Origin of the sequence: Serratia sp. J2, assembly GCF_046269175.1 — a bacterium.
In the GTDB taxonomy this organism is placed as follows: domain Bacteria; phylum Pseudomonadota; class Gammaproteobacteria; order Enterobacterales; family Enterobacteriaceae; genus Chania; species Chania fonticola_C.
Genome location: NZ_JBKABN010000012.1, coordinates 13,445 through 26,169 on the forward strand (window position 1 = coordinate 13,445; position 12,725 = coordinate 26,169).

Here is a 12,725-nt window from a genome sequence, read left to right on the forward strand (position 1 = left end):
ATGACCAAGTCTGAACTTATTGAAAGACTTGCTGGCCAGCAATCTCATATTCCGGCGAAGGCCGTTGAGGATGCAGTGAAAGAGATGCTCGAACACATGGCAGCTACGCTAGCCGAGGGTGAGCGCATCGAGATCCGCGGATTCGGCAGTTTTTCTCTTCACTACCGTGCTCCGCGCGTCGGCCGTAACCCTAAAACGGGTGATAAAGTTGAGTTGGACGGCAAGTACGTTCCTCACTTCAAGCCAGGTAAAGAGTTACGTGACCGTGCCAATATCTATGGCTAGTCGCTGACCACCCATAGTGTTGTTGCTTGTAAAGAATATAAAACGGTGCCTTAGGGTGCCGTTTTTTTTCGCCTGTAAAACCTTCCATGCCTGCCAAAATTTGCGCTCCGTTACGCAGCTTTTCCTGCAAATGCCCAATAGCCAACCGATTGTTTACGACCTCCTTTCCTGAGTAGCAACCTGCAACTGGTGGTTATCCGTCTGAGAAGTCACATTTGTTGCAGGATAAACTTGGCAAGGAGCGCGGAAATCAGGATGTCACTGGATAGGGCCGCCATCGCTTTGGTGATGGGGATGCTGCCAATACTGTTTTTGCACCACTTACCGTCGTGGCCTTTATTGATGGGGCTAGCCGTCGCGGCTTTGTGGCTATGGCGATATAAACCGAATCCATGGAGTCAGACACTGTGCTGCTGCCTGCTGGGTTTTATCTACGCCACCGGCAGTGCCAGCCTGTTGATGCAGCAAGTCGCAACGTTGACGACCAGCGGCGATAAAACCGTGATTGCTTCCGTGCGTAGCATTTGGCTGAACGGGGCTGAAACGCCACAGGTGCAACTGCGTATCGAGCAGGTGAGTGGGAACTGGCTGGTGCCTGCGTTGTCCTTTACGGCAAACTGGCGCGGCGAAAAGCCCTGTGCAGGGCAACGTTGGGCGATGAAGGTTCGCTTTCGCCCGGTACACAGCAGCTTGAATGAAGGGGGCTTTGACGGGCAGCGTTGGGCCATTGCTAATCGGCAACCGCTACGTGGCTTTATACGTACCGCAACGGCACTGGATAAGGGCTGCAACTGGCGCCAGCAGATTGTCAAACGGATGGATCAATCGCTGGTGCCGATGACGCAACGGCCGGTGTTGCTGGCGCTGGCGTTTGGCGAACGGACGCTGATGAGTAATGAGCTGCGTGGGCAACTGATGAAAACCGGTGTGGCTCACCTGATGGCGATTTCTGGCCTGCATATCTCGCTGGCCGCCGCCTTTGCCTGGGGGCTGGCGCGTGGCGTGCTGTTTTTATTGCCTGCGCGATATATCGGCTACCGTTTGCCGCTGATCGTCAGTTGGTTGATGGCGCTGTGCTATGTGTGGCTGGCAGGTGGGCAACCTCCGGCAATGAGGGCCTTTATTGCCTTGTCTCTGTGGCTCTGGTTGCGCCTCAAAGGCGTTTCCTGCACTTCCTGGCAAATCTGGCTGTGGTGTATCAGCCTGCTGTTGCTGTGCGATCCTATGTCGGTGCTTTCGGACAGCTTCTGGCTCTCCGCCCTGGCGGTTGCGGCCTTAATATTTTGGTTTGAATGGGCACCGTTGCCCAGGCGCTTCAGCACTTCTTGGGGCTGGGCACCTCTGCGTTGGCTACACATGCAACTAGGGATGACGCTGTTGTTGATGCCGTTACAATTTGGCCTGTTTCATGGCTTGAGCTGGACATCGTTACCCGCCAACCTTTGGGCTGTACCGATCGTTTCTCTGCTGTCGGTTCCGTTGATATTGTTGGCATTGATGCTGTTTTTTATTCCGCCGGTAAGCCACTGGTGTTGGCAATTGGCCGATCTTACCGTCAGTTGGGCCTTATGGCCGCTACCTGGGCTCGAGCAAGGGTGGCTACAGGTTGGGGCTGCCTTGCTGCAATTCAGCGTTCTTGGCTGGTTAGCCGTGGTTTGCTGGCGGTTTCGCTGGTGGTATCACTTTCCTGTTGGTTGTGCCGTTGTGGTGTTAGGTTGCCTGTTCTGGCGGGAAAGAACGCCAGATTATCGCTGGCGGGTCGATATGATCGACGTGGGGCACGGCCTGGCGGTAGTGATCGAGCGGGAAGGAAAGGCCGTCATCTTTGATATGGGCAACCGCTGGCAAGCCTCCAGCGCGGCAGAGCGTAATATTTTGCCATTCCTGCGCTGGCGGCAGATTTCGCTGGAGCAAATCATTATCAGCCATAGCCATCTGGATCATATCGGCGGGTTACCGATACTAGCAGCGGTGTTTCCACAGGCCAGCGTGCGTACGCCGATCGTTAACGTAGGCCACCTGCCTTGCGTACAAGGGCAACGGTGGGTATGGCGAGAGCTAAACTTTCAGGTGTTGTGGCCACCAGCACGGGTGGATTATGCCGCTAACGATGACTCCTGCGTAGTGCGTGTCGATGATGGCAAGTTCAGCCTGTTGCTGACGGGTGATATTGAACGCCGGGCCGAACAGGCGCTGCTGAAACAACGTGCGAATTTACCTAGTACTATCCTTCAGGTGCCTCATCACGGCAGCAAGACATCTTCAACGCCGCCATTTTTGCGTGCCGTTGCCCCCGAGCTGGCGTTTGCCTCGGCATCCCGCTATAACGCGTGGCGGTTACCGGCAGCAAAAATAGTCAAACGCTATCGGGAAAATCACATTCCCTGGCGTGATACGGCCCGATCAGGGCAGCTCAGCGTGTTTTTTTATCGTCATGATTGGCAAGTTAAAGGCTTTCGCGAACAACTAAATCCACGTTGGTATCATCAGCGGTTTGGCGTTGAGGGGGATAATGAGTAGAATGGGCCGCTATTTCTTCCGATGCTGGTATTTGCATGATGAATGATAAAGATCTGTCCACCTGGCAGACGTTCCGTCGCCTCTGGCCGATGATCACACCTTTTAAAACCGGTTTGGTAGTCGCTGCCGTGGCGCTGGTTTTAAACGCCGCCGGGGACACGTTAATGCTGTCCCTGCTCAAACCGTTATTAGACGACTTTGGTAAAGCCGATAGCCGAGTGTTGCATTGGATGCCGCTGGTCGTGATTGGCCTGATGCTGATGCGTGGCATCACCAGCTATGTCTCCAGCTATTGTATTTCCTGGGTGTCTGGCATGGTGGTGATGCAGATGCGCCGTCGTCTGTTCGGTCATATGATGCGAATGCCGGTGGCCTTTTTTGACCAGCAATCAACAGGAACTCTGCTTTCACGTATTACCTACGACTCGGAACAGGTAGCGTCATCCTCCTCCAGCGCGTTGGTTACCGTGGTGCGTGAAGGGGCCTCGATCATCGGCCTGTTCATCATGATGTTTTATTACAGCTGGCAGCTCTCGCTGATCCTGATCGTGCTGGCACCGATCGTCTCCTTCGCGATCCGCCTGGTCTCCAAACGTTTCCGCAATATCAGTAAAAACATGCAAAACACCATGGGGCAGGTGACGACCAGTGCAGAACAGATGCTGAAAGGGCATAAAGAAGTGCTGATCTTTGGTGGTCAAGAGGTGGAAACCGAGCGCTTCAACACCGTCAGTAACCGCATGCGTCAGCAGGGGATGAAGCTGGTTTCGGCTTCTTCTATTGCCGATCCCATTATTCAGTTGATCGCCTCATTGGCATTGGCGTTTGTGCTGTTTGCAGCAAGCTTCCCTAGCGTGATGGATACGCTGACAGCCGGTACCATTACCGTGGTGTTCTCCTCCATGATTGCCTTGATGCGTCCACTGAAATCCTTGACCAACGTGAATGCCCAGTTCCAGCGCGGGATGGCGGCCTGCCAGACGTTGTTCTCGATCCTGGATCTGGAACAGGAAAAGGATACCGGTACTCGTCAGGTTGAGCGCGCCAGAGGCGATATCGAATTCCGTCATGTGACCTTTGCCTATCCGGGGCGTGAGATCCCGGCGCTGCGTGATATCAATCTGAGCATTTCAGAAGGTAAAACGGTGGCGTTGGTTGGCCGTTCGGGTTCGGGTAAATCGACGATTGCCAACCTGTTGACGCGTTTCTACGACGTGCAGGAAGGGCAGATCCTGATGGATGGTCACGATCTGCGGGAATATACCCTGGCTTCGCTGCGCGATCAGGTTGCTCTGGTCTCACAGAACGTCCACCTGTTCAATGACACCATTGCCAACAACATTGCCTATGCTCGTGAAGAGCGCTACAGCCGTGAAGAGATTGAGAAAGCGGCGCGTATGGCCTATGCCACCGACTTCATTGATAAAATGGAGCATGGTCTGGATACGGTGATCGGTGAGAACGGTGTGATGCTTTCCGGTGGTCAGCGTCAGCGTATTGCCATCGCTCGTGCCTTGCTGCGAGATTGCCCAATCCTGATCCTGGATGAAGCCACCTCCGCGCTGGATACCGAATCCGAGCGTGCGATCCAGGCGGCCTTGGACGAACTGCAGAAAAACCGTACCTCATTGGTGATTGCCCACCGTCTGTCGACTATCGAGAAAGCCGATGAGATCCTGGTGGTTGAAGATGGGCGTATCGTTGAGCGTGGCCAGCATGCCGAGTTGATCGAGCAGAAAGGGGCTTACGCACAACTTCACCGCATGCAGTTTGGTCAGTAATGATAGAGCGCATCTGGTCCGGTAGTTCACTGGTTTACCTGCTGCTGTTGCCGCTCTCCTGGCTGTATGGCCTGGTGAGCGGCCTGATCCGCCTTAGCTACCGCTGCGGCTTGCGCAAGAGTTGGCGTGCGCCAGTGCCGGTGGTTATCGTGGGGAACCTCACTGCGGGTGGCAACGGTAAAACACCGATGGTGATCTGGTTGGTTGAACAGCTGCAACAGCGTGGCTACCGGGTCGGCGTGGTTTCCAGAGGTTACGGCGGCAAGTCGGCGGTCTATCCGCTGGTGCTGGATGCTCAGACTACCACCCGGCAGGCCGGTGATGAACCCGTGCTGATCTATCAGCGAACCGGGGCGCCGGTGGCTATTTCGCCAAAACGTGCCGAAGCGGTGCAAGCCTTGTTGAATCAGGGCGAGCTTGATTTGATCATCACCGACGATGGCCTACAGCACTATGCTTTACAGCGTGATTTTGAGCTGGTGGTGATCGATGGCGTTCGTCGCTTCGGCAATGGTTGGTGGTTACCCGCTGGCCCGATGCGTGAGCGTGTGTCTCGCTTAAAGACGGTGGATGCCTGTGTGGCAAATGGCGGTGTTGCCCAACCGGGGGAAATCGCCATGAAGCTCCAGGCGCAGGATGCGGTGAATATCGCCAGCGGTGAACGCCGCCCGGCGATCGAATTACCTCACGTAGTGGCGATGGCAGGGATAGGTCATCCCCCAAGGTTTTTCGCCACGCTAGAAAAGTTGGGGGTTGAGGTCGAGCGCGAGGTGGCCTTTGCCGATCATCAGGAATACAACCACGGGCAGTTAGCCGCATTGGCGAGCCAAGGCCAAACGCTGCTGATGACCGAGAAGGATGCGGTGAAATGCCGTTCCTTTGCCCAGCCTGACTGGTGGTATCTGCCGGTTGAAGCGGTACTTCCCACCGAGCAGGCCGAGCAATTGTTGCAAGGGATCCAGAAGTTAATCAAATAATCTAAGCTTCCAAAGCGTGCAAGCCCAAGGCTTGCGCGCAAGCTTGCAGTGAGCGCTGCTGCGTTTGCTGATAAAGCGCCAATTCATCAATCACGCCTGCCCCTAATGCCTGTTCAAACGCCGTACGGCTCGATGACGCCGCGTATTGCGCATGGTGGCTCCCCCCCAGATTAGACTGAAAAATTCCAGCGGCGCTGACCGGCAGGAAATCCTCATACACCAACGGCTGGAAGCGGATGTAGTCCAGTGCGATGAGCTGTTCGAGCGTGCTGTGCTGCTCAACCGTCTCTTTAGCTGCCAGCCCGCATTCGGTAGGGAAATAGCGGAACCAGGCTAATTGCTGCACACGTAGTGCATTGTAATCATCCGGGAAGGCCTGGAAATGTTCAGCCAGCAGTTGGTAATAGCGTGGAGCATTATCTTCCGTAGCCGGAACCTGTAATGCATCCTGCGCGGCCTGCAGCAGGCGATCGTAAAGCGCACGCCCTTTGGCGGTTAGGGCGACTCCCCGTTGCTCAATCTCACCGAAACGCGCGGTATGATGCCCCACAACCTGATGACCGTCAGGTTCGATAAACAGGACTTGTTCCTCTAACGCTTTGAAACTGGTCTGGCGTAACAGAATAGGGCAGTGGCGCGTAGGCGGGCCTTCGATCACCGCTTTGGGTGGGATCCCGCGTTCTGGCATTGCCGCCTGAACCCGATCGATATCCAGCGTTCTTGGCGTCAGATGGTTGATATGTGGCCCTTTGAAGGCAACGATATCGGCGATCAGGCGATGTTGACTGTGCAACTGCTGATATTCACTGGCGCTGACGGTGGCCAAACGGTGCCAACGGAAGGTTTCGAGTGCTTGGGCAACGAACTCCTGCGCCTGTTCGGCATCCAGCCCACCCCGGATTTCATGTAACGCTATCAGCTCCAGAGCCCGCTCGGTAAAAATGCTGCGGCGATCCAGTAGCCGTTGTGCCAGCTCGCGCAGCGCCACATTCTCAATCAGTTCCAGTCGTAGCAACGAAGTAAATATGCGAAACGGGCTGACTTGCAGATCGGCTTCGTGTACGGCCCGAAAGGCGGTGGAGTGGACGGGGACGCCAGCAGCTGTCAGATCGTAATAACCCACCGGAGACATGCCCATGACGGCAAACAGTCGTCGTAAGGTCTGCAATTCAGCTGCCGTGCCGACGCGGATAGCGCCGTGGCGCTCCATCGATAATCGACCGATTTCACCGGTAATCTGTAACCCATGGGCCAGGGCTGAATCTTTACTCAGCACCTCCCGGTTGGTTTCAGCGACCAGTTCGATCAAGTCACCGTACAGTGGCACCTCTTGTTGATACATGGCCGACATTGCCAGGGAAAATTTGGCGCGAATGTCATTCGGCGAGACGAAGTGCTGGTCGATCATACTGCTAGCTCCTTAGCTCAATAAAATCTGAAAAATGCGGCTTAGGCCGCCAATAGTGCTGGCTAGATGACCCCTCACCGTGTTTTTGACTCAAGTCTAGACAGTTGGTTCATGATTTGTTATCGATTGGCTAACGATATTAGTGTTTTATGCGTTGGCTCTCATTTGCAGGTATAACTCCAAGTGGTGAGTGATGAGCTAAAGGCTCCCTCGATGAGTTTAAAATAAGCTAAATTTTAACTATTAAAATCAGTATGATAGGAATATTCTGGGCGGGTGTGGCTAAAAAGTGTGATAAACCTCTTGTCTTGATGATGAGTTTATGAGTAAATGCATACCGGCCTGTGATGCAGCGCTATTTATGTACGAGTATAGATTAAGTAGTTCCTCCCAAGACGTTATCATCTGATTCCGCTTCAAAGACGAACCTTCTAAGTACCTCCCATAAGTAATGATTCTGAAAAACGGCCAAATTGCCATAGGGCAGGTTTTTGTAAATATTTAAAAGGTAATAGTAATGTCTAAGAAGACTGGTCAGGTTAAGTGGTTCAACGAAAGTAAAGGTTTTGGTTTCATTGAACAACAAGATGGCGGCAAAGATGTATTCGTACACTTCTCTGCAATCATGACCGAAGGTTTCAAGACTCTGGCAGAAGGCCAGCGTGTTGAGTATACCATTCAGGACAGCCCGCGCGGGCCGGCTGCCGCCAACGTTGTTGCTCTGTAAGTTTACAGGGAATAGCGTATAGAGAGCTTAATACAACCATAATGACGCGTTTATGCTGAGTTATGCGGAAGATATTAAGCTCAACAAGCCCGCCGCAGTGCGGGTTTTTTAATTTTTGCTCACGAGAGGTTTGTTACGAAAAACTTTAGGATGGGCTGGTAGCGTCCACACAATAACAAAAATAACGTTGTGAAGGATGCTCAAGTGAAAGGATATAAAATATGTTTAAGAATACAATGCTAAAAATGGGCCAGGTAAAATGGTTTGATCAGGCTCAAGGCTATGGTGTTATTTCACCGGTCGATGGTAGTGACGAAATTTATGTTAGCCGCCGTGCTATCGCCAATACCAAAAACAAGTCATTAAACGAAGGTCAGAACGTCGAGTTCTCGATTTATCGTAGCTCTCACGGGCTGTCAGCGGCAGACGTTATCGCGTTCTGACCCAAACTTTCCTCGCCAGTGCCGGTGCCGCCACCCCATGCACTGGCGAAGAAAATTTCCCCAGGATCCTCTATCATCAGGCCATTGCTCAATGACCCTTGGATATCAGGATGCCAATCCCCGTTATTTCGCTTTCCTCTGCCCGCGCGCTTCATCTTGCCGCTCAAGGGCTGCTATCCCCAATTCAACGCCAGGCTTGCCCCGATGATGTGGTGACCGCCATCGATCGTATGGGCTTGCTGCAAATTGACACCATTAGCGTGGTGGCCCGCAGCCCTTACCTGGTGCTGTTCAGTCGCCTGGGCGATTATCGGCCAGAATGGCTGGAACAGGCGTTGGCTAGTCGCAAACTGTTTGAGTACTGGGCGCACGAAGCCTGTTTTCTCCCTATCGATGACTTTGGTCTGTTACGCCACCGTATGTTGCAACCGCAGGGAATGGGGTGGAAATACTCGCAGGAATGGGTGCAACAGCACCAACAGGCTATCGATGAACTGCTACAGCATATCGCGGTGCAGGGGCCGGTGCGTTCGGCCGATTTTAGCGCCGAAAAGAAAGGCGCTAACGGCTGGTGGGATTGGAAGCCGGAAAAGCGTCATCTGGAAATTCTGTTTACCTCTGGCAAGTTGATGGTGGCTGAACGCCGTAATTTTCACCGTGTCTACGATCTCACCGAACGTTTATTGCCGCAGTGGGATGATGATGTGCATGCTTTACCCGAGGCGATGGCGCAACAACAGATGCTCACCCGCAGTTGCCGCTATCTCGGCGTGTTTAAAGCCGAATGGCTGGCGGATTATTACCGATTGAAACGCGTTTCCCCCAAACCGTTGTTGGCAACGCTATTACAGCAGGGAGAGATCTCCCAGATCGCTATCGACGGGCTGGAAGGGGAGTTTTATGTCCATCAGTCGCTGGCGGCCGAGTTGGCGCTGGCAGAACAAGGGAAGTTGAAGTCTACGGTGACCTGTCTGTTGTCTCCTTTTGATCCGGTGGTGTGGGATCGGCGGCGCGCGCTGGAACTGTTCAACTTTGACTATCGGCTGGAATGCTACACGCCAAAAGAAAAACGCCAGTACGGCTATTTTACCTTGCCGCTGTTGCAGCGGGGCGAACTGATTGGCCGGGTGGATGCGAAAATGCACCGTAAACAGGGCGTGTTTGAAGTAATCAGTTTCCATCTTGAATCTGGGGTCAAGCTGGGCAAGCAGCGTTGTCAGGATATTCGTCAGGCAATCACCCGTACGGCGAAATGGCACGGGGCGCAGCAGGTCTCGCTAGGAGATGTACCCGCATCGCTGGCAGCAGAGTGGGGGCAAGGCTGGGGAGTTCCCTCACCCCAACCCTCTCCCCCAGGGAGAGGGAGCTGAAAGTCCCTGCTCTGTTGGAAGACAGAAGATAATCTTAGCAATACGTCAGGGATTCGCCATGTCCTATAGGTGCTGGTATCAGATATGGATTTCAATCAGTAACAGGATTAATGTTAAAGGCGTGTATCGTAATTAAGTTGTGGCACGTTAAGTCCCCTCTCCTGGGGAAGAGGGTTAGGGTGAGGGCGTTTTCTTGGCGTTACGGACACAACCTAAGCTTTGTTAGTTGCTGTAGTTGGCAAACAGCGCGATGATTTTATGAAGACGTTTGATCATTTGCAGGTTCTCATTTTTTTTGTGATGTATATCACAAAAAATTCTACGCCTGCTAATGAGGTGATTCAACCCCCGCAGAAAAATTTCCCGTTTGGCAACCCTCTGAGCAAATCAGGCGGTGATTAACCGGCCCTATGGCGTTATGCTATCCTCACGCACTTTCCCTAGTTAGCATATCTTCCCCTGGAGGAAGCATGGATCACCGTTTACTCGAAATCATTGCCTGCCCGGTTTGCAACGGTAAGCTCTATTTCAATAAAGAACATCAGGAACTGGTCTGCAAACTGGACGGCCTGGCCTACCCACTGCGTGATGGTATTCCGGTATTGCTGGAAAACGAAGCACGCACCATCCCACTGGACGAGAAGCACGCATGAGTTTTATCGCTATCATCCCGGCGCGTTACGCGTCCACCCGCTTGCCGGGTAAACCGTTGGCGGATATCCACGGTAAGCCGATGGTGGTGCATGTGATGGAACGAGCCCGTGAATCAGGGGCTTCCCGCGTGATTGTCGCCACCGATCATCCAGAGGTGGCCAAAGCGGTCGAGGCTGCCGGCGGTGAAGTTTGCATGACCAGCCCGGACCACCATTCCGGCACCGAACGCCTGGCGGAAGTGATCGAGAAATGTGGCTTTGCCGATGATGAAATCATTGTCAATGTGCAGGGCGATGAGCCGATGATCCCGCCGGTTATCGTGCGTCAGGTGGCAGAAAACCTGGCGGCCAGCAGTGCAGGGATGGCCACGTTGGCGGTGCCGATCGAAACCGCAGAAGAAGCCTTCAACCCGAATGCGGTCAAGGTGGTAATGGATGCACAAGGCTATGCGCTCTATTTCTCACGCGCCACCATACCTTGGGATCGTGAGCGTTTTGCTCAGTCAAAAGAGAGTATTGGCAACAGCCTGCTGCGGCATATCGGGATTTATGCCTACCGTGCCGGTTTTGTCCGCCGCTACGTCAGTTGGCAACCAAGCCAGCTGGAACAGATTGAACTGCTGGAGCAACTGCGCGTGCTGTGGTACGGCGAAAAGATCCACGTCGCGGTGGCGCAGGCCATTCCGAGCGTCGGTGTTGATACCCCAGAAGACCTGCAACGAGTGCGGGACAGCATCAAGCGTTGAGTTGTCTATTGGCCGGGGAGCCCGGCCATCTCAATTCCCTGATTTACCCCTTTTATTGATCTGCATTGAAGAATTTCTCCGCTCACCGTTCAATGATGACTGATGCTTATCCTTAATCTGGAGGGTTTCGTCCCATGGAGCAGCTGCGTGCCGAATTGAGTATTGTGCTGGGAGAGTCCGTCGGTCGTCTGGAACGCGTCAGCGAACAGCCTTATGCCCATCTTTATTCACTGTACGATCGCCAGGATCATGCGATCCCACTGATGGCGAAAAGCTTTGTCTGTGAGGGCATTGCCCAGCAGGAAGCTTACAAGCTATCCATGCTGGCGCGTGAAGGGGACATTCGTCTGCCAACGGTGTTTGGCGTGGTTTACACCCGGCAAGCGCCCTACAAAGAGATTTTGCTGATCGAACGGCTGCGTGGCGTGTCGGTCGAGGCGCCAACCCGGACTTTGGCCCGTTGGGAAGCCTTGATGGACCAGATTGTCGACGGCATGCTGGCTTGGCACCGTATTGACAGCCACGGCTGTGTGGGCACGGTAGACAGCACGCAGGAGAATGATTGGTGCAGCTGGTACCAGCAGCGTATCGAGGTGCTTTGGTCAACTCTGGGTAATCTTAACTCGCCGCTGTTAAGCATGGCAGATCGCCGTCTGTTGTACCGCACGCGCGAAATGCTGATCGACTTCTTTGCCGATTTTGACGACCCTTGCGTGCTGGTGCACGGCAATTTGGGCTTGCGCAGCATGTTGAAAGATGCCAAAACCGATCAACTGCTGGCGATGCTCAACCCAGGCATGATGCTGTGGGCGCCACGGGAATATGAGCTGTTCAGGCTTTGCGAGGCGGGGATGCCGGATCAACTGCTGTTCCACTACCTACAGCGTGCGCCGGTGGCAGAGTCCTTCCTGTCTCGTCGTTGGCTTTATGTGGTGTGGGAGGCGGTAGCCAGGATGATCCATACCGGCAAGCTGGATCGCCCGGCGTTCGATCAGGCCGCACAACAGCTACGGCCGTGGTTGGCTCACTAATCGCTGCTGGTCTCACCGTCACCTTTTAGCTGCTGCCACAGGCTGCCCAGCGTTTCGTATGCGGCCCGTTCGCTGTGCCCAAGGAACATCGCGGAAGGCATCACCCGATCCCAGATATTCAGCGGAGAGGTAATGGCCAGTTGATTGGCCGGAGCCGGGATTGGATGCAGGCCCTGAGCCTCAAAGAAGCGCATGGCACGCGGCAAGTGATTGGCGGATGTCACCAGCGCAAACGGCTGTTGCCCTACCAATTTGGCGACCTCTGCGGCTTCCTGTTCGGTATCCCGCGGGCGGTCCACCAGCACGATGTCGTTGGCAGGCACGCCCAGGCTTTCCGCCACCAGTGCTGCGGTGGCCGCGCTGCTTTGCGTTTTCGCGCCTTTTCCACCGGTAAAGACCATCTTGCTACCCGGGTGCGACAGGTATAGCCTGACGCCTTCGGTCACCCGTGGCAGGCTGTTGTTGAGCAGGTTAGAGCTAGGAGCCCAGTCTGGGTTATAGGTATAACCGCCGCCAAGCACCACGATATAGTCAATCTGGCCGTTGCCTCTATAGGTCGGGTAACTGGATTCTAACGGCCTCAACAGGCGATCGGCGACCGGTTGCAGGCTGAGCAACAGCAACAGCAGCCAGCTCAGGCTTAATATGACCTTGCCGCTTTTCTGCCAACGGGTAAACCACAGCAGCAATAATGCCAGCCCCATTAACAACAGCAGGGCGGGTAGAGGCATCATCAGGCCACCAATAAATTTTTTTAAGTGAAATAACATCAAAAATCAGGTCC

Annotated in this window: 12 protein-coding genes; 10 read left to right on the top strand and 2 right to left on the bottom strand. The window is 54.1% G+C overall.

Annotated features, from left to right (window positions below):
* The 4 genes from ihfB (at position 1) to lpxK (ending at position 5,563) form a co-directional block, all read left to right on the top strand.
* Positions 1-285, top strand: a complete 285-nt coding sequence (ihfB, locus tag ACKWMY_RS13850) for an integration host factor subunit beta (protein WP_004928264.1) — start codon at positions 1-3, stop codon at positions 283-285.
* 255 nt (positions 286-540) lie between these two features.
* Complete coding sequence (locus tag ACKWMY_RS13855) at positions 541-2,805, top strand: ComEC family protein (protein WP_409486457.1); 2,265 nt, start codon at positions 541-543, stop codon at positions 2,803-2,805.
* A gap of 35 nt (positions 2,806-2,840) precedes the next feature.
* Positions 2,841-4,586: a lipid A ABC transporter ATP-binding protein/permease MsbA gene (gene msbA, locus ACKWMY_RS13860; RefSeq protein ID WP_409486458.1), complete on the top strand. Its 1,746-nt coding sequence runs from the start codon at positions 2,841-2,843 to the stop codon at positions 4,584-4,586.
* Entirely contained in the window at positions 4,586-5,563 is a 978-nt protein-coding gene (lpxK, locus tag ACKWMY_RS13865) for a tetraacyldisaccharide 4'-kinase (protein WP_074028966.1), read from the top strand. Before msbA ends, lpxK begins: the two co-directional genes overlap by 1 nt.
* Position 5,564: 1 nt before the next feature.
* Here the strand turns inward: lpxK and ACKWMY_RS13870 are convergent, their stop codons facing one another.
* Complete coding sequence (locus tag ACKWMY_RS13870) at positions 5,565-6,971, bottom strand: VOC family protein (RefSeq protein WP_409486459.1); 1,407 nt, start codon at positions 6,969-6,971, stop codon at positions 5,565-5,567.
* A gap of 517 nt (positions 6,972-7,488) precedes the next feature.
* Here ACKWMY_RS13870 and ACKWMY_RS13875 point away from each other — a divergent pair.
* The 6 genes from ACKWMY_RS13875 to ACKWMY_RS13900 all read left to right on the top strand — a co-directional run bounded on the left by ACKWMY_RS13875 (position 7,489) and on the right by ACKWMY_RS13900 (position 11,941).
* Complete coding sequence (locus tag ACKWMY_RS13875) at positions 7,489-7,698, top strand: cold shock domain-containing protein (RefSeq protein ID WP_021804914.1); 210 nt, start codon at positions 7,489-7,491, stop codon at positions 7,696-7,698.
* Positions 7,699-7,919: 221 nt separating this feature from the next.
* The gene (locus tag ACKWMY_RS13880; RefSeq protein ID WP_021804913.1) at positions 7,920-8,141 is read left to right on the top strand and encodes a cold-shock protein; all 222 of its coding nucleotides are present in this window, start codon (positions 7,920-7,922) and stop codon (positions 8,139-8,141) included.
* Positions 8,142-8,251: 110 nt separating this feature from the next.
* The gene (locus ACKWMY_RS13885; protein ID WP_409486460.1) at positions 8,252-9,511 is read left to right on the top strand and encodes a winged helix-turn-helix domain-containing protein; all 1,260 of its coding nucleotides are present in this window, start codon (positions 8,252-8,254) and stop codon (positions 9,509-9,511) included.
* A gap of 470 nt (positions 9,512-9,981) precedes the next feature.
* Positions 9,982-10,164 (top strand): Trm112 family protein, encoded by a 183-nt coding sequence (locus ACKWMY_RS13890; RefSeq protein ID WP_021804911.1) that lies wholly within the window; start codon positions 9,982-9,984, stop codon positions 10,162-10,164.
* Positions 10,161-10,910 (top strand): 3-deoxy-manno-octulosonate cytidylyltransferase, encoded by a 750-nt coding sequence (kdsB, locus tag ACKWMY_RS13895; RefSeq protein WP_024530368.1) that lies wholly within the window; start codon positions 10,161-10,163, stop codon positions 10,908-10,910. The genes ACKWMY_RS13890 and kdsB overlap by 4 nt, the downstream gene beginning before the upstream one ends.
* A 134-nt stretch (positions 10,911-11,044) precedes the next feature.
* The gene (locus tag ACKWMY_RS13900) at positions 11,045-11,941 is read left to right on the top strand and encodes a YcbJ family phosphotransferase (protein ID WP_024530369.1); all 897 of its coding nucleotides are present in this window, start codon (positions 11,045-11,047) and stop codon (positions 11,939-11,941) included.
* On the opposite strand, the gene elyC is transcribed toward ACKWMY_RS13900, so the two are convergent.
* Complete coding sequence (gene elyC, locus ACKWMY_RS13905; protein ID WP_261161179.1) at positions 11,938-12,711, bottom strand: envelope biogenesis factor ElyC; 774 nt, start codon at positions 12,709-12,711, stop codon at positions 11,938-11,940. The two genes, ACKWMY_RS13900 and elyC, sit on opposite strands and share 4 nt — an antisense overlap.
* Positions 12,712-12,725: the final 14 nt, after the last annotated feature.

What these genes read in the sequence shown, in the direction of transcription:
- ihfB (WP_004928264.1), top strand. Translation starts at nt 1, where the DNA reads ATGACCAAGTCTGAACTTATTGAAAGACTTGCTGGCCAGCAATCTCAT.
- ACKWMY_RS13855 (WP_409486457.1), top strand. Translation starts at nt 541, where the DNA reads ATGTCACTGGATAGGGCCGCCATCGCTTTGGTGATGGGGATGCTGCCA.
- msbA (WP_409486458.1), top strand. Translation starts at nt 2,841, where the DNA reads ATGATGAATGATAAAGATCTGTCCACCTGGCAGACGTTCCGTCGCCTC.
- lpxK (WP_074028966.1), top strand. Translation starts at nt 4,586, where the DNA reads ATGATAGAGCGCATCTGGTCCGGTAGTTCACTGGTTTACCTGCTGCTG.
- ACKWMY_RS13870 (WP_409486459.1), bottom strand. Translation starts at nt 6,971, where the DNA reads ATGATCGACCAGCACTTCGTCTCGCCGAATGACATTCGCGCCAAATTT.
- ACKWMY_RS13875 (WP_021804914.1), top strand. Translation starts at nt 7,489, where the DNA reads ATGTCTAAGAAGACTGGTCAGGTTAAGTGGTTCAACGAAAGTAAAGGT.
- ACKWMY_RS13880 (WP_021804913.1), top strand. Translation starts at nt 7,920, where the DNA reads ATGTTTAAGAATACAATGCTAAAAATGGGCCAGGTAAAATGGTTTGAT.
- ACKWMY_RS13885 (WP_409486460.1), top strand. Translation starts at nt 8,252, where the DNA reads ATGCCAATCCCCGTTATTTCGCTTTCCTCTGCCCGCGCGCTTCATCTT.
- ACKWMY_RS13890 (WP_021804911.1), top strand. Translation starts at nt 9,982, where the DNA reads ATGGATCACCGTTTACTCGAAATCATTGCCTGCCCGGTTTGCAACGGT.
- kdsB (WP_024530368.1), top strand. Translation starts at nt 10,161, where the DNA reads ATGAGTTTTATCGCTATCATCCCGGCGCGTTACGCGTCCACCCGCTTG.
- ACKWMY_RS13900 (WP_024530369.1), top strand. Translation starts at nt 11,045, where the DNA reads ATGGAGCAGCTGCGTGCCGAATTGAGTATTGTGCTGGGAGAGTCCGTC.
- elyC (WP_261161179.1), bottom strand. Translation starts at nt 12,711, where the DNA reads ATGTTATTTCACTTAAAAAAATTTATTGGTGGCCTGATGATGCCTCTA.